22 protein-coding genes are annotated in these 23,860 nt (G+C 47.6%); 20 read left to right on the plus strand and 2 right to left on the minus strand.

What is annotated here, in order from left to right; all coding sequences use genetic code 11:
• Positions 1–20: 20 nt before the first annotated feature.
• Positions 21–971 carry a helix-turn-helix transcriptional regulator gene (locus tag AC1S8V_RS03580; RefSeq protein ID WP_482072457.1) on the minus strand — a complete coding sequence of 317 codons (951 nt, stop codon included), beginning with the start codon at positions 969–971 and terminating at the stop codon, positions 21–23.
• A gap of 84 nt (positions 972–1,055) precedes the next feature.
• Between AC1S8V_RS03580 and AC1S8V_RS03585 the strand changes: the two genes are divergently transcribed.
• The 7 genes from AC1S8V_RS03585 (at position 1,056) to AC1S8V_RS03615 (ending at position 5,573) form a co-directional block, all read left to right on the plus strand.
• Positions 1,056–1,751, plus strand: coding sequence for a response regulator transcription factor (locus AC1S8V_RS03585; protein ID WP_482072458.1), 696 nt, complete (start codon positions 1,056–1,058; stop codon positions 1,749–1,751).
• Positions 1,744–2,832 carry a sensor histidine kinase gene (locus AC1S8V_RS03590; RefSeq protein WP_482072459.1) on the plus strand — a complete coding sequence of 363 codons (1,089 nt, stop codon included), beginning with the start codon at positions 1,744–1,746 and terminating at the stop codon, positions 2,830–2,832. Before AC1S8V_RS03585 ends, AC1S8V_RS03590 begins: the two co-directional genes overlap by 8 nt.
• A 98-nt stretch (positions 2,833–2,930) precedes the next feature.
• Complete coding sequence (locus AC1S8V_RS03595; protein WP_482072460.1) at positions 2,931–3,794, plus strand: M15 family metallopeptidase; 864 nt, start codon at positions 2,931–2,933, stop codon at positions 3,792–3,794.
• A gap of 27 nt (positions 3,795–3,821) precedes the next feature.
• Positions 3,822–4,382 carry a VanZ family protein gene (locus AC1S8V_RS03600; protein WP_482072461.1) on the plus strand — a complete coding sequence of 187 codons (561 nt, stop codon included), beginning with the start codon at positions 3,822–3,824 and terminating at the stop codon, positions 4,380–4,382.
• Positions 4,383–4,395: 13 nt separating this feature from the next.
• Positions 4,396–4,605, plus strand: coding sequence for a hypothetical protein (locus AC1S8V_RS03605; protein WP_482072462.1), 210 nt, complete (start codon positions 4,396–4,398; stop codon positions 4,603–4,605).
• A gap of 218 nt (positions 4,606–4,823) precedes the next feature.
• Positions 4,824–5,063 carry a hypothetical protein gene (locus AC1S8V_RS03610; protein WP_482072463.1) on the plus strand — a complete coding sequence of 80 codons (240 nt, stop codon included), beginning with the start codon at positions 4,824–4,826 and terminating at the stop codon, positions 5,061–5,063.
• 195 nt (positions 5,064–5,258) lie between these two features.
• Positions 5,259–5,573: a hypothetical protein gene (locus AC1S8V_RS03615; protein WP_340019185.1), complete on the plus strand. Its 315-nt coding sequence runs from the start codon at positions 5,259–5,261 to the stop codon at positions 5,571–5,573.
• Between the two features lie 106 nt (positions 5,574–5,679).
• Here AC1S8V_RS03615 and acnA read toward each other — a convergent pair whose 3' ends face one another.
• Positions 5,680–8,394: an aconitate hydratase AcnA gene (acnA, locus tag AC1S8V_RS03620; protein ID WP_482072464.1), complete on the minus strand. Its 2,715-nt coding sequence runs from the start codon at positions 8,392–8,394 to the stop codon at positions 5,680–5,682.
• A gap of 360 nt (positions 8,395–8,754) precedes the next feature.
• On the opposite strand from acnA, the gene AC1S8V_RS03625 reads away from it, so the two are divergent.
• From AC1S8V_RS03625 to AC1S8V_RS03685, 13 genes are all read left to right on the plus strand, one after another.
• A complete protein-coding gene (locus AC1S8V_RS03625; protein WP_482072465.1) occupies positions 8,755–9,774 on the plus strand; it encodes an amidase domain-containing protein in 1,020 nt (339 codons plus the stop codon).
• A gap of 137 nt (positions 9,775–9,911) precedes the next feature.
• Complete coding sequence (locus tag AC1S8V_RS03630; RefSeq protein ID WP_482072466.1) at positions 9,912–11,012, plus strand: D-alanine--D-alanine ligase; 1,101 nt, start codon at positions 9,912–9,914, stop codon at positions 11,010–11,012.
• A gap of 30 nt (positions 11,013–11,042) precedes the next feature.
• Positions 11,043–11,366: a hypothetical protein gene (locus AC1S8V_RS03635; RefSeq protein ID WP_036614107.1), complete on the plus strand. Its 324-nt coding sequence runs from the start codon at positions 11,043–11,045 to the stop codon at positions 11,364–11,366.
• Between the two features lie 156 nt (positions 11,367–11,522).
• Positions 11,523–12,524 carry a UV DNA damage repair endonuclease UvsE gene (gene uvsE, locus AC1S8V_RS03640; RefSeq protein WP_482072467.1) on the plus strand — a complete coding sequence of 334 codons (1,002 nt, stop codon included), beginning with the start codon at positions 11,523–11,525 and terminating at the stop codon, positions 12,522–12,524.
• 107 nt (positions 12,525–12,631) lie between these two features.
• Positions 12,632–13,495, plus strand: coding sequence for an inositol monophosphatase family protein (locus tag AC1S8V_RS03645; RefSeq protein WP_482074378.1), 864 nt, complete (start codon positions 12,632–12,634; stop codon positions 13,493–13,495).
• 229 nt (positions 13,496–13,724) lie between these two features.
• Entirely contained in the window at positions 13,725–14,015 is a 291-nt protein-coding gene (locus AC1S8V_RS03650; RefSeq protein ID WP_482072468.1) for a hypothetical protein, read from the plus strand.
• Between the two features lie 207 nt (positions 14,016–14,222).
• Entirely contained in the window at positions 14,223–15,545 is a 1,323-nt protein-coding gene (locus tag AC1S8V_RS03655) for a stalk domain-containing protein (RefSeq protein ID WP_482072469.1), read from the plus strand.
• A 251-nt stretch (positions 15,546–15,796) separates the two neighbouring features.
• The gene (locus tag AC1S8V_RS03660; RefSeq protein ID WP_482072470.1) at positions 15,797–17,584 is read left to right on the plus strand and encodes a sensor histidine kinase; all 1,788 of its coding nucleotides are present in this window, start codon (positions 15,797–15,799) and stop codon (positions 17,582–17,584) included.
• The gene (locus AC1S8V_RS03665; RefSeq protein ID WP_482072471.1) at positions 17,559–19,112 is read left to right on the plus strand and encodes a response regulator; all 1,554 of its coding nucleotides are present in this window, start codon (positions 17,559–17,561) and stop codon (positions 19,110–19,112) included. The genes AC1S8V_RS03660 and AC1S8V_RS03665 overlap by 26 nt, the downstream gene beginning before the upstream one ends.
• Positions 19,113–19,333: 221 nt before the next feature.
• The gene (locus AC1S8V_RS03670) at positions 19,334–20,617 is read left to right on the plus strand and encodes an ABC transporter substrate-binding protein (RefSeq protein WP_482072472.1); all 1,284 of its coding nucleotides are present in this window, start codon (positions 19,334–19,336) and stop codon (positions 20,615–20,617) included.
• 139 nt (positions 20,618–20,756) lie between these two features.
• Positions 20,757–21,659 carry a carbohydrate ABC transporter permease gene (locus tag AC1S8V_RS03675; protein ID WP_482072473.1) on the plus strand — a complete coding sequence of 301 codons (903 nt, stop codon included), beginning with the start codon at positions 20,757–20,759 and terminating at the stop codon, positions 21,657–21,659.
• A 2-nt stretch (positions 21,660–21,661) separates the two neighbouring features.
• A complete protein-coding gene (locus AC1S8V_RS03680; protein WP_482072474.1) occupies positions 21,662–22,501 on the plus strand; it encodes a carbohydrate ABC transporter permease in 840 nt (279 codons plus the stop codon).
• Positions 22,502–22,606: 105 nt separating this feature from the next.
• Positions 22,607–23,815 carry a rhamnogalacturonan acetylesterase gene (locus AC1S8V_RS03685; protein WP_482074379.1) on the plus strand — a complete coding sequence of 403 codons (1,209 nt, stop codon included), beginning with the start codon at positions 22,607–22,609 and terminating at the stop codon, positions 23,813–23,815.
• The last annotated feature ends 45 nt before the right edge of the window (positions 23,816–23,860 follow it).

Here is a 23,860-nt window from a genome sequence, read left to right on the forward strand (position 1 = left end):
AGGAACTGGACAGCTGTCTGTCAGGTTTGAGTTTGAGGCATATAATTTTGTACAATTTGCTCGGCAATGCGGCAGATCTCTTCCCGAATATGCTGAGGTTCCAATACTTCAACGTCCGCGCCGAAGCCCAGAATGAACCCGTATAACCAGGCATCCTCGGGAAAAGCAACCTGGCTGATGTAATACCCATTCCCATCAGGAATGACGTTCTCGATCCCAAACCATTCTTCCGCAATATGACGGACGCGAGCATGGAATTTCAAGGTTAACCCAGCCTGATTGTCCGGACGGCTCCATTCCTGTTGCCAAGGTCTGTCCTGTGGGTTAATAACTTTACGCTCGAAGCGCTCATCAGCAAGCGTGACATCCTGCATTCGCACGAGCTTGAACATGCGAAATTGATTCCGCTCGTGACAAAAAGCATACAGGTACCAGGAATGCTTCTTGAGTACGATGGTATGAGGGTCGGCAGTTCGGTGAGTTTGGATACCTTCCGCACTGCAGTAGGTAAAGGTTACGGGTCGTAATTGATCCATACCCTGTTCGATAAGCTCAAGCTTGATTTTCAGCGCTTCGGGATGCGTCCAGGTTGAATAATCCACGATGAAACGATTGGTATTGGCCTGAAAATCGTCATTTTTGGATTCAGGTACAATGCTGCTGAGTTTTTCGACTAGAAGCTCACGCGCCGCATTAGCATGAGAGGTTGACACGCTACGCAGTGCAGTGACGATAGAAGCAAGGTCCTTGTCAGTTAACACGTTTCGATCCAGACGGTAGCCCTCTGCCAAACCTATCCCGCCGCTCGCCCCCTGATACGTCACCACAGGGATACCTGCTTGACCCAATGTATCGATGTCCCGATAGATGGTCCGGATCGATACTTCGAACATATCTGCCAAGTCTTTGGCTTGTACTCGCCCACGATTGATGAGCAGTACCACGATGGCTAATAAACGCTCCAGTTTCATATCTATGGATTCCTTTCATTGGTTTATCTGTTGCATTCAAATATGTTATATTGTTGAGCATCACACATAGGAGTGGAATAAGCAATGAAGCGAATTACGATTCTGATCGCAGACGATGAAGTTGAGATCGCTGACCTGGTTGCATTGCATTTAGAAAAAGAAGGATACCACACCGTTCAGGCCTTTGATGGGAAAGCGGCGGTTCAAGCCGTTCAGACCCAAGCGATAGATTTGGCGATTCTGGACATTATGATGCCTGGTATGGATGGGTACGAGGTCACCCGGAAAATTCGGGAGCAACATCATTTACCGATCATTTTCCTGAGTGCCAGAACGTCGGATATGGACAAAATTACGGGACTTGTGATGGGCGCGGACGATTATATGACCAAACCGTTCAATCCAATGGAGCTTGTTGCCCGGGTTAACTCCCAGTTGCGCCGTTCGCTGCAATTCAGTCAGTCTGCGCCTGCTCAGCGCTCCATTCTGGAGAAGGGCGGACTCATCATCACGCCAGATCAACATCGCGTTACACTCTACGGCAAACCAGTGGAACTAACACCGAAGGAATTCGACATTCTGTATCTGCTCGCGAGCCACCCCAAACAGGTGTTCAGTGCAGAAAGTATTTTTGAACAGGTATGGGGAGAAGCCTATTACGAGAGCGGGAATACCGTGATGGTCCATATTCGGACCCTGCGCAAAAAGCTGGGAGAAGATGTGAACAAGAACAAGTTTATCAAAACCATTTGGGGTGTGGGGTACACGTTTAATGACTAAACGAAGAAGTTTTCGCACAACCATGATTATGTTATTAGGGTTAAGCATGCTTGCCTCTGGCGCAATCACTTATGGGATTTACAAGCTTTTACAAGCCTATTATTCGGGTGTCCGGGCAGAAGATCAGCTCGCTGAATATCGTCATTTTATGAAAAGTATCGGGGATATCTATTTCTTCCTGATCTTATTTATCCCGCTCGCCATTCTATTCTTCTTCTGGTTTACCAAGCCCTACGCGACGTATTTCAAGGACATTTCTACAGGGATCAGGCATTTGGCTAATGGTGACTTTCAGCATCGTGTGCAGATCTCCTCGAAGGACGAGTTAGGTACGATTGCGGAGGATGTAAACTTGGCAAGTGAGAAGCTAAAGGAAGCGGTCGAACGAGGGGATTTTGCTGAAAATAGTAAGGACCAGCTTGTTGTCAATCTGGCGCATGACCTGCGAACACCGCTGACCTCTGTGCTTGGATATTTGGATCTGCTCATGAAGGATGATCAGCTGACGGAGGAACAGGTCAGGCACTTTACGTCGATTGCATTCACCAAATCACAGCGTCTGGAGAAGCTGATTGATGATTTGTTCGAAATTACCCGCATGAATTATGGCATGCTGCCTATAAACAAGACACCGCTGGATCTTAGTGAACTGCTAAAACAGATGAACGAAGAACTCTATCCTGTATTTGAAAAGAATCATCTGACCACCCGATTAAAAATAGACACTGAACTTACCATCTCCGGTGATGGTGAGTTGCTGGCTCGTGTGTTCGAGAATCTGCTGATTAACGCTGCGCGGCACGGCAAGGATGGCATGTATGTGGATATTAACGGATATCGTGATGCAGATCAGGTTATCATTCAGGTGATTAACTATGGTGGACATATTCGTCCGGAGGAATTGCCGCATATCTTCGATATGTATTACACCGGAGATCGTGCCAGAACCCCTCAGGAGGGTGGGACAGGCCTCGGCCTATTTATCGCTCGCAATATTGTAGAGCAGCATGACGGTACGATTTCGGCTCAGAGCGACGTGGTACGGACGTTATTCGAAGTTCGTTTGCCCGTCTTCCAATAAGGTTGACGTCAAATTTAAGAAAAACTTTAAAATTGCCCTGCTTTTTCTTTAACTTGTGTTGTCTATCCTTGATGTATGAGGTAAAAGGAGGAACAAGCATGAAAAAGTGGGGCTTTTTGATATGCATCATTTTGATCGGATATATCGTTACGCAATCACCGGGATGGCTTCAGCAGAAGGATGAGTTGCCCATTGAGATTCAGAATACGCGTGAAAACCCAGCAGGTTATACCGTATCCGTCACCGGAAACATTCAGGATCAGGTACATAAGGGCAACTTGTTACTGGTTAATAAGCAATACCCCGTTCACGCGGACGGAGTCAAATCTGATATTGTATATGTGGCACATGAGGATGATCTGCTTCGTGGATATGGAATACTGGATCAGAAACTCATGTTATCACGGCAGGTGGCGCAGGAGTTTCGGAAGATGGTTGAAGCAGCAGGCGAAGAGGGAGTCAGATATTTTCTCGTCAGCAGTGGGTACAGGGACTTTGAAAAGCAGGACGAGCTATATCAAGAAAAGGGTTCAGACTACGCACTTCCTGCGGGTCACAGTGAGCATAATCTCGGGTTATCCCTGGATGTCGGTTCCAGCTTGGCTGCCATGAATGAAGCACCCGAGGGGGCTTGGCTGGAGAAAAATGCATGGAAGTACGGATTTATTTTGCGTTACCCGAAGGATAAAGTGAGCATTACGGGTATTCAGTATGAACCATGGCACTTTCGATATGTAGGGTTGCCACATAGTGCTGTCATGCATAAGAACAATCTGGTGCTGGAGGAGTATCTGGATTTGCTAAAAGAGAAAGAGAACATTACTGTGGAAGTAGAGGGTGAGGCGTATCATATCCGCTATTATCGGGCCACTCAAGATACAACCGTTTACATACCTGAGCAAGGCCAAACTGAAATATCGGGTGATAACATGGACGGCGTCATCGTCACCGTTAAGAAATAACAGGGCACACCAGGGAGGAAGAGCAACATGAGGCACAACAACCAGAAGAAAACCAGACATTACATCCTTTGGATTGCCGTGTTCATTGTCTACGTATACCTACTTACCAAGCTGATTCTGTTCAAAGGAGGTCCCGTTGACTTTGACATCGTGAAGGTTCGACTTATGGCATTTTTGCAACAACCGGATCTAATCCATACGCGAACCGTCAACCTGACGCCATTTCAGGAAATCTCACGAGACTGGAACAGTCTGTCGTTACATCGTCCAGGCACCGCAATCCATCTGGTCGGTAATGTACTGGCATTTATCCCACTGGGCATCTTCATTCCTGTGCTGACGGGTAACAAATTATTCTCTGGAGTAAAGGTGTTTCTGCTGTCCCTGCTGCTCAGTCTGGGCTATGAAGTGACACAGTTGTTGACGGGTATGGGCATATTTGATGTGGATGATCTGATGCTCAATACACTCGGCGGCTTGATTGGATATATTATTCTCACTATGGCTATAGGTCTGAAAAAGGTGTTGGTGGGAGGAGAATCCCGCGTGACGACGAAGAAGTTAAATTCTAAGGAAAGTCACGTGTAAGGAGGAGAACAACATGATTATAATGGCTGTACTGATCATTAGCGCAGGGCTGATGTTTCTCGTGTATCCGCGGAGTGTAACCGATGCTTCGGAGAAACAGATTACGGAGCGAGTGATCATGTCTAGATGGGTTGGAGGCTCGTTAATTGTCATGTCATGTTTGTTTCTCATCATGGGTACGATTCAACTGTTAGATCAAGCCTCACATTACATTGGGCATTAAAAGGAAGTTGGCCTTGAAGCAACGGAGAACACACACATACTGAAACCAAAGGCTCTCCATCACTGTGCAGATTGCACGTTACGGGGAGTTTTTTTGTTGTTTCATAAGGTATCGAATTTAGGATAGGATCAGTGAACTTTGCGAGTAACATCGCAAATGAGGTAGAGTAGAGATGATGCGTTAGTACCTATTACTTACAAAAAAAGGGAGTACATACATTGTATTCATTAGCTAAAGAACTAGCAGGAACCATGAAAGCCATTATGCAAATTGAAAGCGCAATTGCTGAAGCTAAGATTGATCAACAGGCTGAAGAGATCATACTTGGTATGGAACAGAGAAGATCGGCTTTAATAAATAATGTCACACGTGATGAATTAATGGTCATCCAAACAGTGATGAACGTAGGAAGGTCAGAAAGAGGGTACCGTTATCATTTTAATTTCGGAAGACGTTGAGATTATTAACCTTCCCATTGAGTTAAACGAGTATGAGTTGATGCAGAAATATTCCTACTATCTGATACATAAAACCAAAGAGGAATTAGCACATGGAATTGAATATCATACGCTTGTCTCATCATTTCTAAAAGAAGGTATAGAGATCTTAAAACTCTAGACCGTTACCCGACATGCTGATAGGAGGTCTGCAAGATGATAATGAAAATTTCGTATTATACGCCAGATGGATTCTACTATTATGTCCCCGATCAATATGCAGAGAAGATGGAAGAGTGGAGAATTGAATTTTCAGATTTTTTGCAGAGTATAGAGGGGAAACATCCATTCACAGAATACATGGAGTCCATTAATTATGAGGGTGAGCTGGAATATGCCGTTTTTGTAAGATGTTACGGAGGAGATGAGTTTGTAGACTGGATTAACGTAGAGAAATTAAACTGCAGAGGTATATATCGTATAGCTGAGCCACCTGATGATTCGGAAGTTGGCTTGAAGATTGATTTTTAAATATATCCTGATTATAAAAAAAGCAAAAAAAGCTCCCCGCCACGTGCTGATTGCACGTAATGGGGAGCTTCTTTGTATAACTTCATCACATTAATGATTCATGTCATTAAGCTTTTTTCATCATTTGACGCAATACAGTTTGCAGGATACCGCCGTTATGGTAGTAATCCACGTCAACCATGCTATCCAGACGAGCGATAACAGGGAAGTCGAACTGTGTACCGTCTTCGCGAGTTACGGTAACTTTCAACTCTTGTCCTGGTTTCACATCATTGCTGAGGCCCGTAATGTCATACGTTTCGCGTCCGTTCAGACCAAGGCTGGACCAGCCGTGACCTTCCTGGAATTGCAATGGCATTACGCCCATGCCGACCAGGTTACTACGGTGAATCCGCTCGAAGCTTTCCGCGATAACGGCTTTGACGCCGAGCAAGAACGTTCCTTTTGCCGCCCAGTCACGGGAGCTTCCTGTACCATACTCTTTACCAGCGATAACGATCAGGTTCTGTCCTTCATCCTGATACTTCATGGAAGCATCGTAGATGGACATTTCTTCGTCGGTTGGCAGGTACTTCGTAATACCGCCCTCGGTGCCTGGAGCCACCTGGTTACGAATACGAATGTTGGCAAATGTACCACGCATCATGACTTCATGGTTACCACGACGTGAACCGTAGGAGTTGAAGTCTTTGCGCTCTACGCCATGCTCTTTCAAGTACAGTCCAGCCGGGCTGGATGGTGCAATATTACCTGCTGGCGAGATGTGGTCCGTTGTTACGGAATCCGCAAGCAATGCCATCACGCGTGCAGAACGGATATCTGCGATATCGTTCAACGTGTCGCCAAGCTCTTGGAAGAACGGAGGATTCTGAATGTACGTGGAGTTCGGGTCCCACTCGTACAATTCGCCTTCCGGTACAGAAATGGAATTCCAACGCTCATTGGCTGTAAATACATTCTCGTACTTGTTGCGGAACATCTGAGCGTTCAGGGAACTTGCGATGGTATCCTTGATTTCCTCGGAGGTAGGCCAGAGGTCTTTCAGGAATACAGGCTCATTGTTCGTATCATAACCGATTGGATCGGTTTCAAAGTCAATATTCACGGTACCCGCAAGTGCATATGCCACAACGAGTGGTGGTGATGCCAGGTAGTTGGCTTTAACCTGTGCATGCACACGGCCTTCGAAGTTACGGTTACCGGACAATACAGCCGCTACGGTCATATCGTTCTCAGCAATAGCTTCACTCACTTCGTCCGGTAGTGGGCCGGAGTTACCGATGCAAGTTGCACAACCGTAACCGGCAACGTTGAATCCGAGTTTGTCGAGATACGTGATCAGACCTGCTTTTTCCAGGTACTCGGTAACCACAAGGGAACCTGGTGTCAGACTGCTTTTCACATATCCTGGTTTGGTCAGGCCGCGTTCAACTGCTTTTTTCGCCAGTAGTCCCGCTCCAACCATAACACTTGGATTCGAAGTATTTGTACAACTTGTGATCGCCGCGATCACAACAGCGCCTGCTTTCAGTTCACTGGTGGAACCGTTCGGGTGCTTCAAAGGTACGGTTTGTTCGATTTTCTCATCGCTCAGCCCGTAGCCGCCTTTATCTACAGGTGTACGAATAATGCTGTTGAAGCTTTCTTTCATTTGTGTCAGCTCGATGCGATCCTGTGGACGTTTTGGTCCTGCAAGACTTGGTACAACAGAGCCGAGATCCAGTTCAATCACATCTGTGAATTCAGGATCAACGGTGCTGGAAGTACGGAACATGCCTTGAGCTTTGTAGTATGCTTCAACCAATTCTACCTGTTCGTCAGGACGGCCAGTGTTACGCAGATAGTTCAACGTTTCACTATCAACAGGGAAGAAACCGATGGTAGCGCCATATTCTGGTGCCATGTTGGCTACTGTTGCACGGTCAGCCAGACCGATGTTGGCAAGACCTGGACCGTAGAACTCAACGAATTTACCAACAACGCCTTTTTTACGAAGCAATTGGGTAACTGTCAGTGCCAGATCCGTTGCTGTTGCTCCTTCACTCAGGCTGCCTGTCAGTTTGAAACCGATAACGTCTGGTGTCACAAAATAAAGCGGTTGGCCCAGCATACCTGCTTCGGCCTCGATTCCACCAACACCCCAACCAACAACGCCAAGTCCGTTGATCATGGTGGTGTGGGAGTCTGTACCTACGAGGGAATCCGGGAATACAACGGTTTCGCCGTCCACGGTTTTTGTTGCTGCCACGGAAGCGAGATACTCCAGGTTAACCTGGTGAACGATCCCTGTGGATGGTGGAACGGCACGGAAGTTGTTGAATGCCGTTTGCGCCCAACGCAAGAAGCGGTAACGCTCTTCATTACGCTCGAACTCGACTTTGATATTGTAATCAAGTGCATCGTTAGTACCAAAAGCATCAACCATAACGGAGTGGTCGATAACGAGATCGACCGGTACGAGCGGGTTGATCTGTTTCGGGTCGCCACCTGCTTTTTTCACAGTATCACGCATTGCAGCGAGGTCAACAACAACCGGTACACCGGTGAAATCCTGCAGAACGATACGTGCAGGAATGAATGGGATTTCCTTGTTATTATCACGGCTATCTGCCCAGCCGGTCAGTTGTTTTACGTGTTCTTCGGTAATGGCACGTCCGTCGAATTGACGAATTGCTGCTTCAAGCAACACTTTAATGGAGAAAGGGAGCCTGGAAAGATCGCCGTGGCCGCCTTCCTGAAGAGCATCGAGACTGTAGTAGCGGTAAGACTTGCCTCCAACCTCAAGACTGCGAGCGGCGGAGAAATGATTCTTTGCTGACATACATGTACCTCCTTGGGATGTGTCGGTGAGATGAAGAAAACGTTCATTTAGGTGAAGAACAGGCCTTCATCGCTCCGTGTTCTCGTTTGTTAGTTTCATCAGGTGAAACGTAATTTCATAATCATAACTAGTTTTAAGTATACCGTTTTCACCTCTGTACGTAAAGGGCTTTTTGCCTGTTCAAGCAAGCTTTTGGACCAATGAAGGCGTTTTCGTGAAGTGAGAAGGAATAAGATATCGCATGTACCTGTATTTGCCGAATTCTGAGTCTTCATCCCGAGACACGTACATACAACCGAAGACCCTCTCATATGAATAGTAGGAGTTTATATACGCAATGAAATACTTCAGACAGAACTCATGCCAAAGGGGGACATAGGCTTGGAACGGGAATGGAAGAGTGCCTTATACACTTACGTGAACCAGTACAATCGCTGTGAGATCGACTACCGTCCACAGACCAGCGAACGGATTGTTACCGATCCTGACTTCGTGGTGGAACGGGGAGAGCGTATGGCAAGGCTGGACGAATGGTACCGTAAGCGGCGCGCCGTGCCTCTTCGCAGCGAGACCAGCGCCAAGCTTGTGCGCACGCTCATGGATGGACAGGAAGAAGCGGTGGTGGATGTACAATTGTACATCAGACTGTTCTATGAGAAGAGCGGGATCACCCATCGGGAGGACCGGATTGAGCGGGAGCGGTTAACCTTTCTGCGGCAGAGTGGTGGATGGATCATTGGACGGGTCGAGCGGGAAGTGCCGGAGCGTCGCCCAGCTGGTGAAGGGCGTCCCTTTCAACAAGCCGATTTTGTACAGGCGATGAACCGTCCACTGCTGAATCGGGAAGTTTTGGGTCAAGGCAGAAGCTCAAGGCAGCAGGCGTATCGTAGAGATCTGGCAGTTGCCTATGCAGATCGATGGTGGAATGCAGGGAATCCGGCATATGAGGAATTTGATGTGGATTGCACCAATTACGTGTCCCAATGTCTCTTTGCAGGGGGCGCACCCATCCACTATACTGGTAGAAGAGAAGCTGGCTGGTGGTATAAGGGGTATGTGAACGGCTCCGAAATGTGGAGTTACAGCTGGGCGGTTTCCAATAGTCTGGAGCGTTACTTGTCAGGCAGCAGTTGGGGTCTGACTGCCACAGCAGTAGATCGGCCCGAGCAGCTGATGCTCGGAGATGTTATTCTTTACGATTGGGATGGAGACGGCAGATTTCAGCACAGCACCGTTGTGACCGCATTTGATGCGGGCGGTATGCCGCTTGTTAACGCACATACGGTTAGCAGTCGTCACCGATATTGGGATTACCGGGATTCTTACGCTTGGACAGAGCGGACGGTATACCGGCTTTTTCATATTGCAGATGAGTTTTGATGACGAAAGATTTTCGGGATGCGGTGACGCAGACATCCAGTTCCGTGTAAAATAAGACCAGGTAACGCAAGCAGAATAACAAGGGTGCTGAGCATGCAAGGATGACAGCATCAGGCACAGATAATCGGAGGTTACGCATGAGTATGGATAAATTAAAAGTAGGCGTCGTGTACGGCGGTAAGTCAGGCGAGCATGAGGTGTCGCTGCAAACGGCGTTTGCTGTAACGAACGCATTTGATTATGAGAAGTATGAGCTGGTTCCTTTTTATATCTCCAAGCAGGGGACGTGGAAAAAAGGACCTGTCATGCATGCGCCGTTCGCGCAGATTGAAGATTTGAAGCTGGAGCAATCGGCGGGTGGAACTCAAGATGCACTGAACGCACTGTTTGGACGGTTGTATGGCGGAGCGGAAGCGCTGGACGTGATGTTCCCTCTGCTGCATGGTACGTTTGGTGAAGATGGCACCATTCAGGGCATGTTCGAGATGGCGGATATGCCATATGTAGGTGCAGGTGTACTCGCTTCAGCTGGCGGCATGGACAAAGTGGTCATGAAAAAGCTGTTTGCACAGGCTGGCATTGACCAATGTGCCTTTACGTATTTTAACGCTACACAATGGAAGCAGACAGAGCACGAAATGATCGTACAGGTCGAAGATCAGCTGGGGTATCCTTGTTTTATTAAACCGGCAAATCTGGGCTCCAGTGTAGGCATCTCCAAAGCGCGTAACCGTGATGAGCTGAAAACAGCTGTCGAGTTCGCACTTCGGTACGATACAAAGGTGGTCATTGAAGAATTCGTTGAAGCACGCGAGGTTGAGGTCAGCGTCCTCGGAAATGACGAGCCAATGGCTTCCGTTCCAGGAGAGATCGTATCCTCCGGTGAGTATTATGACTATGCAGCCAAGTATATTGATGGTCAGTCACAGATGCTGATTCCGGCACCACTGGACCCAGAGGCCGCAGATCGCATTCGCGAAGCCGCATTGCAGGCGTTCCGTGCGATTGAAGGTAACGGCATTTCTCGTGCGGACTTCTTCATTCGGAAAAATGACGGCGCATTGCTGATTAATGAAGTCAACACCATGCCTGGTTTCACACCATATAGCATGTATCCACTTCTTTGGCGTGAGACAGGTGTATCGTATGCCGAGTTGTTGGATCGCATGATTGAGCTGGCACTGGAGCGTTACAACCGCAAGCAGGCACTGAATTACGAGAACGGCATACAGGCGTAGCCTGAGACGACAAGATCAGGAGGGGTATGCATGGGATTTCAGACTGAATTCAATTCCGTATGCAAATTCAAGAATGAGCAGGAGTTGTTCGAACTGCTTGAATACGGTCGCGGCAAAATGGTCAAACAGGGCTTTCGGGTATTTCCTACCGGTCAGAAAGTGATTGCATACACACCGGATAACGTAGCTGTAGCCATCGTGAAGATCGTAGTTTCCATTGCAGAGATCAACTTCCAGGGGCAAGAGGTAACCGAGGTGGAGATGCAACTCATCCGCAAATTGACTGAGGAAGAATCACGCATCCAGACTGCCCTTGCGGATGAGATGTTCTTTGGAGAGCAAGCACAGGAATAGTTGCTGACTGTGAGTGTGGGTCAGATGGACTGATTTTCCAGAATACGATTATGGTCACTCTTTTAGGGTAAAACTTGGGTTATATACAGTGACGGTACATCCTGACGGTTAATTATGCTGCGCAGGTTTTCCGCCCTAATAGAGAGGAAGAAATTCATGCTCGTACGTTTTGGTTACGTGGCAATGTCCGTGCTTATAGAGAACGCCTCGCCTTCCCGGACCATGACCATGTCGAGTTTCAACAAAATCGGTGACAGGGAAGCGGCTATCCGCAAGCTCGAGCGGATTGCAGCCGAGAACCTGCATAATACATTACGTTTGCTCAGGCACAACAAGGGTAGCCATATTCATGTATATCGCTTCTCTTCCAAATTGATTCCACTGGCAACACACGAGGAACTGAATGACTGGGACCCGTTCCCGGCCCTGAAGCAGGACTTTGCGGCCATTGGTGATTTTGTGAAAGCAAATCATATGCGTGTGTCCTTTCATCCGGATCATTTTACCGTACTTAGTACACCCCGCGAGCAAGTTCTGCACAACTCGATTCGCGACCTTCGTCATCATGTTCGAATGTTGGATGCCATGGGTCTGAATGCCACTGCCAAGAACAATATACATATTGGTGGTGCATACGGGGACAAGCCTTCGGCAGCGCTTCGTTTCGAAGAAAATTTTTTGAAGCTGGATCGGGACATCCAGGAGCGACTGACACTCGAAAATGATGACAAAACGTTCAATGCGCTTGAGACACTGGCCGTGTGCCAGCGCCTGGGATTGCCCATGGTACTGGATATCCATCACCAGTGGGTGAACAACGAAGGAGAACAGTCATGGGATCTGTGGCCTGATATCCTGAAGACCTGGCAGTCGCCGCTTGCCCAGGCAGATTCACCGGCTGATCAGCCATTACCACCCAAAATTCATGTCTCCAGTCCGAAGAGCGAGAAGGATCTGCGAGGTCATGCCGATGGCGTGGAGGTAGAGCCCATGCTCGACTTCTTGCGTCATATCGCAGCAGACACCCCAAGGCTTGACGTGATGATCGAGGCGAAACGCAAGGATGAGGCTCTTGTGCAACTGATGCAGAAGCTGGCATTCTATCACGAAGAGGGCGTGGAATGGGTAGACGAGTCTACCGTCATCATTCATCCTTAGAGCCAAAAGGGGCTTGGGCAACGAGAAACTTTACGACCTGTGAGGCGTATACTTTTAACAAGAATTTCAACTTTTCATAGATTGATATAGAAAGTAGAGTGAACGCTTTGAATGAGAAGGAAAAGCAACCTTATGTCGTGACAAGCAAAAGCTATACTGCCGTTGCCATTAATGCAGCTTCCAAGGCCGGTGAATGGATCAAGAGTCGTCTTGGAACGGTAAGCGAACTGGGAACCAAATATTCACCTCAGGACCTGGTCACCGAAGTGGATAAAGGAGCGGAGCAGATGATTCGCCGCCTGATTCTGACCCATTTTCCCAGCCATGCTATTCTGGGTGAAGAAGGCGTAGAACCGGGACCGGAAGCTTCAGCAAAAGCGCTGAAAGAGGCAGAGGAAGAAGAGTTCCTCTGGATTGTTGATCCTGTCGATGGAACGACGAACTTTGTACACGGATTTCCGTTTTATTCGGTATCCATTGCTTTGGCCCATAAAGGTGAAGTCATTGTCGGCGTGATATATGACCCTTCCCGTGATGAGATGTTTGTTGCGGAAAAAGGTAAAGGGGCATACGTTCACGGAAACCGGATGCTTGTATCTGGTGAACAGGAACTGGCTCAGAGCCTGATTGCGGTTGGATTCCCGGCTGATACGACCTATGCGTTACCGCTTAATATGGCCGCTGTGCAGGCTCTTGCTCCGCAAGTTCGTAACTTGCGTGCAGGCGGATCTGCTGCCATGCATCTGGCATATGTTGCCGCAGGACGTCTCAGCGCCTACACCGAAGTTGGATTGAAACCGTGGGATATTGCCGCAGGTGCGCTGCTGGTTGAAGAATCCGGCGGCAAGGTGACCGATACCATCGGAACGCCTTATCAATTGTCTGTAAGTCATCTTGTTGCCAGCAATGGCCACATTCATGATGCATTAACTGATGTGTTGAAGGAAGCTAAGGCTACCGGCTTGGAGTGAGTTTATTCAACTCATCGATGCTTTAATAACCTATAATTGTACATTAACGGAGGGGACAGAAAGCATCTGAAGAAGCGGAGCGATTGCCTTTATCACCGGATTTCTCCCTTGGAAAAGGGAATCAAAGAAATCTGGGGATAACAGCGATCGGAAGATGGTTCTGTACACGAAGTGAAAGTACAATAGTATGGTTAACGTATGTATGACTTTAATTAAAGGAGCGAGAACAATGGATGAATCCAAAGAACTGGAACGACGGCTCAGTGAAATGCTGACGGAAGGGGACATGGAAGAGTCCGGCGACACCGATCAGCGTGAACGCCAGCTGATTCCTCCCAAATATGAAGTTCGAATACAGACGGAACGTGATCCAATTGTCGAGGAAACATTAAAGTACCGGAAGATGGCACGCGAAGTGGACGATCGTTATGATCGCTATCTGGAGCGAGCTGCCGGGAAAAAAGCGGAGAGTGACACAGGCCATTCGAATTCTGAGGACTCGGATAAGCTGCAATCTTAATTAATCACTGAACGTCATAGCTGAGCTTAACCAATAACAGGCTCCCCTTTCGGGAGTCTGTTATTTCATGCGCGCTTCCAGCAGAGAGGACAACGCCTACTTTAAAATGATAGAATAGAGTAACACGAACTTATGTCATTGGAATGACCGATGTACTATATATTAGTGTAAATTATCATAGATTCGATTAAAGGAGTGTTATCCTGAATGAAGCGTAAACGTATATGGGAAAATACAGCTGCCGGTTTAACGGCGAGCATGTTGGCAGGAATGCTGCTCTTCACATCATCCGCATTGCCTGCACACGCTGCTGATGCCAAAACCGGTGTATCGCCAGCGGGTACAAACGAGGCTTCGCTGACTGCGAAGAAAGATGCAGTAGCTGTAACCAAGGAGTTCCGCATCGTCACATTGGGAGATTCCATAACCGTAGGTTATGAGCCTAACACGAAAGAATTGCCTTATGGTTATGTAGAACGACTGCATGAGCAGGGTTTGCTGCATGGACGTACACAGGTGGATAACTACGGGATTGCTGGTTTGAAAACCAGCGGCCTCAAGAACTTCACCACTGCGATTAAGGAAGGTAGAACGCTTACTTCCGAAGCTATTCAGCCGAGTCTTCCCGATCCAAGAGCGGGACAGATTGGTTCAAATACTGCTGCAATTCGGGAGAGCATAGCACAGGCTAATCTGGTTGCAATCACGATTGGGGGAAATGACGTATCTGAGCTTCTCGGTACAGCAGACAAATTGAGTGATCAGGAACTGCAAGAGAAAGTAAAAGAATTACTCGCAACATATACAGCGAATATTAGTGCAACGATTAATGACATTCAAGAGATTAACCCAACCGCTAAAATGGTTATCGCTGATCAGTATCAACCGATGCCAGAAGTAGCGGGCAAGGCGCTTTATGCCAAACTTATGGAGGCGTCACAAGGCTTCACCCAGACTATTGATGGAATTGCAGCTCAATTCACAGCTCAGGGTACAGAGGTAAAAGTGGCTCACGTAGCTAAGGAGTTTATTGGCGGTGAAGGCACCATGACACATATGATCAAAAATCGTGATTTCCACCCGAATCAATTCGGATATGCAGCCATTGCCGAAGTATTTGCCAAAACGATCTGGGGCGACTACACAAAGCTGACTGCACCTGCCACAGGTGAACCGATGAACATTATCGTGAGTGGTACAACATTGAATACACCGTACAAACCAATCATCCGTAACGGCAAAAACTTTGTCGCGATTCAGGATATCGTGAACGCTGTTGGTGCAACAACAGTGTGGGATAACAAAACCTCAACCGCAACCATTACATATGGAGACCGGAAGGTTGCCGTGAAAATTGGTGCCAATGCTGTGCAGGTCAACGGAGCATCTGTTACCGTGGATACACCTGCCTTCCTGAATAAGGTAGGCAAAGAGTCCAAAACATATGTACCACTTGCCATGGTGGCTGAAGGTCTTGGCTTTGATGTGCAATATGTAGCGAAGCTGAAAACTGTTTTTGTTAATCCGTAAATTGTAGTTCATGCTTTAGCATGATGTTATTCAATAGCCAGAATACCTTGATCTGTTCAAGGTATTCTGGCTGTTTTGTGTTCTTTTTGAGTTGCTGACACAGATGTATACCTTCTCTAATGACCTGAAATGTTGCATAAATATATCTTGTCAGATGACCAATGGATGTGTAAATATGAAAATAACTTACAATAAAACCACTAACCTATAGCATGACAGGCACCCCTCGCAAGCCAAAGGAGCGCTTTAGGATGAACAAAATTAAGAACGCTTTCACAACACTGCCGATTCATCACAAAACGATTCTTCTCATCGGACTTTTAATGTTAATCAGCTTTACGTTTTATGCATCCATACTCCGATATGTGTTCAGTATCTATGACCGTCAGATCTATGAGAAATCCTCGCAGGTCCTCAATATGTCTTCAGTAGGCATTGAGAATCAACTACGTGAAGTTTCCAATCTCTCCTTCAAGGTGATGTCGGACGAGCCGCTTCAACAATATCTGCTTCAACTTGAAAAGGCCGAGACGGGATATGAGAGAAATGGTCTGCGCAAGAAAATTACCAACCGATTGGTTGCTTATGCGGGTTCTGAGAAATACGTCTATTCTATGATATTTATCGATAATGATAATAACGTTATGGCTGCAGGGAACCGCGAAGGGATTTCGGAGTCGAAGCAAAAGGAACTGGTATCACTGGGAGATCAATATACAGGCTCCAATGTCTGGCACACCAGCGGGGATAAACAAGCCAGGCTTTTATCTGTACGACAGGTGAAATCTTTTACTGGCGGCGCATTTACACTGGATAAGCTTGGGACTCTAATTATCCGAGTACGCCTGGACCGAATCGTACAGGATCAGATGCAGGAACCGGCAGAGGACTCACAGTTATTGATTTCGGATGGAAAAGAAGTCATCTATCCAACCGAATCTTCGGTAAGTGAAGCTGAGATTGAATCAGAACTGAAGCGTACCCAACCCTATGGAATTGCCATGTTTGAGCAGGGCAGACACTTTGTTGCCCGTGCCAATTCTTCCTACACAGATTGGACATACCTGTACACCACACCTTTTGACCAGATGTTTAAAAAAATTCAGTTTGTTAAACAGTTGGTCACGGTCATTTTTATCATGATTTTACTGGCGGCACTCATCATTGGAGCAAAGTTCTCCCGCAGTATTACCCACCCGATTGCGCAGTTGATCAAGAAGATGCGTAATATCGAAAAAGGTGATCTGGATAAACTGGAGGAGGCTGCCCTCGGTAACGTTCCGGTGTCTCCGCAGAATGAGGTTGGGCTGCTGCATCGCACATTCAAGATGATGCTTCAGCGGATTCGTGAATTGATTGATGAGAATTATGCGAAGCAACTGGTGATTCGTGAGACCGAGTTGAAAGCGCTTCAAGCACAGATTAATCCTCATTTTCTATACAACACGCTTGAATCCATTAACTGGATGGCCAAAGTACAGAAGCAACGTCAGATCTCGGAGATGGTTGAGGCGCTTGGATTCCTGCTGCGCAGCTCTGTGAATATGACGGAGAAGTGGATCACGCTGGAAAGAGAGCTGGACATTGTCCGTAGTTACGTTACAATTCAGCGCACCCGTTTTGAAGAGAGACTGGATTTTGACATGGAGATTGCACCTGAGGTGGGTTCAGCACGAATTCCCAAGTTAACATTGCAACCTCTGGTGGAGAACGCCATACATTATGCACTCGAACCAAGCATTGATCCTTGCCGAATTCGAATAAGGGCGAGAGCAGAGGGAGACCAAGTCATTATTGAAGTCGAGGACGATGGTCCAGGGATGACACCGGAATTCCTGGAACAATTACATGAAGGACGCATACAGACAAGAGGACAGGGCATTGGGTTATCTAACATCCAGGAACGAATCAGGCTGACCTTTGGCGAAGAAGGCAGAATGGTGATGAGCAGCAAGCCCGGATCAGGAACTGTAGTATCGATCAGCATACCTTGGATTAGAGAGGACGATGACGATGTACAAAGTGATGCTCGTAGATGATGAACGTGTCATTCTGGAAGGGATTTCTCAAGTGGTCGATTGGGCTGCAGCAGGTACGGAATTGGTAGGCACGGCGAGGAACGGGATCGAAGCATTGGACAAAATTGGGCAGTCGAAACCGGATATTATCATTACGGATATTTCCATGCCAGGTCTGGATGGTCTCGGACTCATAGAGAAGGCATCTGAAGCATATCCGGGAGTGCGGTTCATTATGTTATCTGGCTATAAAGAGTTCGAATATGCCCGCAGAGCGATGCAGTATGGTGTGAAGCATTATTTGCTCAAGCCCTGTAACGAGAGTCAGATCCATGACGCGCTGACTGAATTGTTGCAGGAACATCAGGATGCTCAGGTGAAGGAGCATGTCGCTGGTGAGATGAAGCAGCGGTTGCAACGGGTACTTCCTCATGTGAAGGAGCAATTTTTGCTGGAGTTCATGACGAACCGAACTTATGGGCCGGTCGATCTGGAATATTACCAGGAGCTGTTTGATCTGGAACTTGAAGATACTGCAGTTCGGTTACTGTTGTTCCGGATTGCGGATGAACATGATTACAGTCATTTATTTGCCATCAAAAATATCGCCAGCGATCTGCTCCCACATGTACTGTTAAGCACAACAATTGAAGGTAGACTCTTGATCCTGCTTGCAGATTCAGCTGATCCGGCTGGACTGAACGAGAATATTGAAGAGGTTCGGGCTGCATTTACCAGACTATATAAATTGGAAGTGACCGCTGCACTGAGCGAAGCTGATCGAATGATCCAGTCTCGGCGCTTGTTCCGTGAGGCATTGCAATATCTGAATCATCGCTTCTTTATCGGTGAAGGCAAGTTGATTACGAAGAATGATCTGGTTCTGGCCGGAGAATGCGACGGGTTGCATGTAGAACAGGATGCCGAGCAGTTGTGTCAGTTGATCAAATCGGGCAATAGCGAGGAAACAGCCGCAGAGGTGGATCGTCTGTTCGATCTATTATCGGGTCAGCAGTTGGAAATTGAGGTGACACGTTCGTATGTAGTGCAGCTGTACTCGGCGATGATTCATGTCTGTCCGCCCGAAGAGGCAACAGAATTTACTCAGCGTATGGCAGAGTTGCTGCATATGGATACGTTATCTGCTTTGAAGTCTTTTGTAGCGAGCAGTGCAGCCCGGTTAACCTCTGGTTATTATAAAAATCATATAAGTCGCCAGTCTTCAGCCGTGGAGAAGATGATGGATATCGTGGATCGTCATTATGGAGAGGCAGATCTTTCGCTCAATGGAGTCGCCCATCAGATGTTATATATGAATCCGGATTACCTGGGCAAAATTTTCAAAAAAGTCACGGGCGAGAATTTCTCCAACTACGTGAATCGTCTGCGCATCGAACGAGCGTGTGATCATATTCGCAGAGGTGGGGATGTGAAAGTATTCGAGCTTGCGGAATTGTTCGGGTTCGGCGGTAATTCACAATATTTCAGTCAGGTGTTCAAAAAGTGGACGGGTATGACACCTACGGAATTCCGCAGGATCGGCATATAACAATGGACTACCAATCATGTGATTCATGTCTGGGGAGGATGAACAGCGCCGTGAGGGGGACTGTTGTCCTCCTCTGTTTTTTGAACCAACAAGACGGTTTTGTGTATTCAACTCTGGTCGTACATTTGCGAAAATGACATTAACAAGTTTGTGAAAGCGTTATCAGTAACAAAGGGATAACGCTTCACACAACCATATCAACATAAAAAGGGGAGATTGGCATGGTGAAAAAGGCAATATTCCTGATGATGGCTGCATTGCTCGTGTTTACAGCGGCATGTAGCTCAGGTGGAGGAACTGAAGGAGCGTCTGGGGATGACTCGGTTACTCTGCGAATCGCTTGGTGGGGCTCGGATGCACGGCATGAATATACACAGAAGGTCATCGACCTGTACAAATCGAAAAACCCGAATGTCAAAATTGACGTGGAGTATGCTTCATTTGATGACTACTGGAAAAAGCTCGCACCACAAGCAGCGGCAAATCAACTGCCTGACATTGTTCAGATGGATATTTCCTACATCAGCCAATATGCACAGAACGGTCAGCTTGAGGATCTGGCACCATATCTGGGCAATCAGATCAAAGTGGACGATGTGTCCGAGAACGTTATTAGCACAGGTGTAATTAACGGTAAACAATACGGTGTACCTGCCGGTGTTAACGTTCTGGGCTTCCAATATGACCCTGCTTTACTTCAAAAAGCGGGAACGGATGCAATTCCTGAGAATATGACATGGGAATCATACGAAGCACTGGGTAAACAAGCCGCAGAGAAAGGTCTGTATTTGGATGGAGGAGTAGCTCCGGATATCTTCTTCCATTACTTCCTGCGTACCAAAGGACATTCACTTTACAATGCAGAAGGAACTGGTCTTGGTTATGATGATGACCAACTGTTTGTGGAATTCTTCGGACTTATGCGCCGCATGATCGAGCAGGGTGCAGCACCTACGCCGGATGTAGCCAACCAAACCAAGGGCATTATTGAGGAATCGGATCTGGTGAAGGAAAAAGGAATAGGCGTATGGCAATGGTCCAACCAGTTCGTAGCCTTGCAACAGGTAGCGAACCGTCCGCTCGAAATTGCGCCAATGCCAGGACCGGATATGGAAAAAGGACTTTATATGCAGCCAAGTATGTACTGGGGGGTAACGTCCAACTCCAAAGTGAAGGAAGAAGCGGCTAAATTCATCGATTTCTGGGTGAATGACGTGGAAGCCAACAAACTGATCAAAGGTGAGCGTGGTGTGCCAATCTCAGGAGCAATCAAAGAAGCCATCGCACCTGAGTTGAATGATGCAACGAAACAGGTCTTTGAATTCGTAGCAGCCATGGAGCCTAAAGCTTCACCAATGAGCCCTCCGCCACCCGTTGGTTCACCTGAAGTAATCTCTTCTCTGGCAGATGTGGTTGAAGAGTTGAACTTTGGCAAAATTACACCTGAACAGGCAGCAGAAACATTCCGCAAGAACGCCGAATCTGTACTTGCGAACAATAAATAACAGTTGAATGATGGCTTGCTCGTCCCACTGCAGGGATGGTCGGGAATAGGGCTACTCGCGAATGCGAGGGCCTTTCCCCGTCCAGATAACCGAAGAAGGATTGAGGGAGCAAGCTGATCCATGAAGGAGGTTCGTTCCATTGAGGCAGTATTCGTCGTTACGTAGAAACTTAACCGGATATGCGTTCATAAGCCCTTTTATTATTGGGTTTCTGGGCTTTACGCTGATCCCCATGTTTGTTTCCCTATATATGTCGTTCACGAGTTATAACTTGTTCACTTCTCCGCGGTGGATTGGGCTCGACAACTACACTAAAATGTTTTTTGATGACCCGAAATATTGGAACTCGGTCAAAGTGACGTTTCTGTATGTATTCATTGGGGTACCGTTAAGGTTGGTCTTTGCCCTCTTCGTAGCGATGATCCTGAATACGGGCTCTCGCATGGTCGGAACGTACCGTACGCTGTATTACCTGCCATCCATTATCGGTGGTAGTGTGGCTGTCTCCATTATGTGGCGTAACCTCTTCAGTAATGAGGGTGTTATCAACAGTGCTCTAACGGCAATCGGGATCGGGCCTATAAGCTGGTTTGGTGACCCGAATGCGTCCCTGGTTATGCTCATCTCACTGTCTGTGTGGCAGTTTGGTTCGTCCATGCTGATCTTCCTGGCTGGTCTCAAAAATATCCCTACTGAGATGTATGAAGCAGCGGGTGTAGATGGTGCGAATCCAGTTCGGAAATTCTTCAGCATCACCTTGCCACTGCTTAGCCCGATCGTTCTGTTTAATATGATTATGCAGACGATTGGAGCATTCATGACATTCGTGCCTGCCTATATTATCTCCAAAGGGGAGGGCGGTCCAATGGATGGTACCATGCTGTACTCTCTGTACCTGTTCCGTCAGGCCTTCATGTTTAACAACATGGGATATGCTTCGGCCATGGCCTGGGTCATGATGATTATGATCGGTTTGCTCACGGTAGCCGTGTTCCTGACATCCAAGTTCTGGGTGTTCTACGAATCTGAAGGAGGGAAGTAACGATGGTTTGGAAAAATGTCAAATGGCCCGTGTATCACCTGTTCGTTGCAGCTCTTGCCCTCCTGATGCTTTATCCTGTACTTTGGATGCTTTTCAGTTCATTCAAGGAAAGTCGTACGATCTTCGTTACCGCAGATACCCTGTTTCCTACCGAGTGGATCTGGAGTAACTATGTAGATGGCTGGAAAGGTACAGCGGGAAGACCGTTCATGGATTACATCACCAATTCACTTGTAATCGTGGTTATTTCCACCATCGGTGCCGTGATATCGTCATCTCTGATCGCTTTCGGTTTTGCCAGACTTAACTTCAAGGGTCGTAGCTTCTGGTTCTCCATTATGATGTTGACGCTGATGCTGCCACATGACGTGGTATTGGTTCCTCAGTACATTATCTTCACGAAGCTCGGCTGGCTGAATACGATTCTGCCAATCGTGGTCCCTACATTCTTCGGAATGCCGTTCTTCATCTTCCTGATGGTACAGTTTATAAGAACCATACCGAAGGAGCTGGATGAGGCTGCAACCATCGACGGATGTAACAAATTCAGACTGTATATCCAGATTATTATGCCGCTGATCAAGTCTTCTCTGGCGACTGCAGCCATCTTCTCCTTCTACTGGAGATGGGAGGATCTGCTCGGTCCGGTATTGTACCTGAACTCGCCTGAGAAATATACCGTATCCATGGCACTGAAAATGTTCCTGGATAGCGAATCTGCTTCCAACTGGGGCGCAATGTTCGCGATGTCCATCGTCAGTCTGGTTCCGGTTGTAGCGGTGTTCTTCATCTTCCAAAAACAAATTGTTCAAGGGATGAGCACCAGCGGATTGAAAGGATAAGCCAGATTACTGTATCTTCGTATCTTCGCCCGAATGAACGTTTACGAAAGTTAACCAAGGAGGTTATCGCTTTTGAATAAAGCTCAGGGTAGTCAGGCCGTTGCCATGGGGGCAGCGGCAGAGGGCCAGGCAGTGTCCGTGACCAGCTGGAAGTTTAACTTTGGACCGGACTCGGAAAGAGCCATTGAGACAGAGGATTATCTGCAAGTGACTGCAGCAACATCGTATGAGGACCGTGGAGGATATGGATTCGAAACGGGTTCTCTGGTATATGAGAAACAACGCATTAGTGATGACGATGTGTCAGATCCCACCAAACAACACCATAACAATCAGGGGCAGACGACCATGTCTGCCCGATTGCGTTCAAGCTTCTGTATTCCGCTCAAAGCATCGTTCATCGTGGACCTTCCCGATGGAACCTATCAAGTATTACTTGTTGCAGGTGATGAATTGGCCGAGACAGTGACCCGTGTGAAAGCTGGTGAAGGCAGGCTTGTACTGCCAACCATTCACACACTTCCCGGACAATGCGCAGAGGTTCGATTCTCGGTCGTTGTTCGCGGCGGCAGACTTCGTCTGTCATTCTCCGGTCCTGCGCCAAGAATCAATGCGTTAGAGATTACCCTTGCCAATCAGACCATGACTGTATTTCTTGCCGGGGATTCTACCGTGACGGATCAGCCGGAAAGTGGCTATCCCTATTGTGGTTGGGGCCAGCTATTGCCTGCACAGTTCAAACATGATGTGGCAGTAGATAATCATGCCCAGTCAGGCCGCAGTTCCCGCAGTTTTATTAATGAAGGCAGACTCAGCGCCATTATGGAGCGAATCAAGCCCGAAGATTTTCTGTTTATTCAATTTGGACATAACGATGAGAAGCCGGACCCTGAACGTGGGACGGACTCATTCACAACATATAAGGAATATTTGAAAAAGTATATCGACGCTGCACGCGAAGCCAAGGCTCGTCCGGTGCTCGTAACCCCGGTGCATCGCCGCTATTTTGCGGATGATGGCACATTGACCGATACCCACGGCGATTATATCATCGCTGTGCGTGAGCTGGCAGAAGAGGAAGATGTTCCGCTGATCGATCTGGCTGAGCGCAGCCGTCTTCTGTTCCAGCAGGCGGGTGTGGAAGGCACCAAGGAAGACTTTATGTGGGTGCTGCCAGGCGAGTATGTGAATTTTCCGTCAGGCGTGGAGGATAACACGCACTTTCAGGAACGCGGTGCCCGCCGCCTTGCCCATCAGGTGGCAGAAGCCATCCGCGAGTTGAAATTGCTACCGTTGCAGATGTATCTGCGGTAGGAGAGTAATCGTAGAAGTTGTAGAGGACTTGATTTTACTACTCTA

Source organism: Paenibacillus sp. B46(2026), assembly GCF_056786355.1.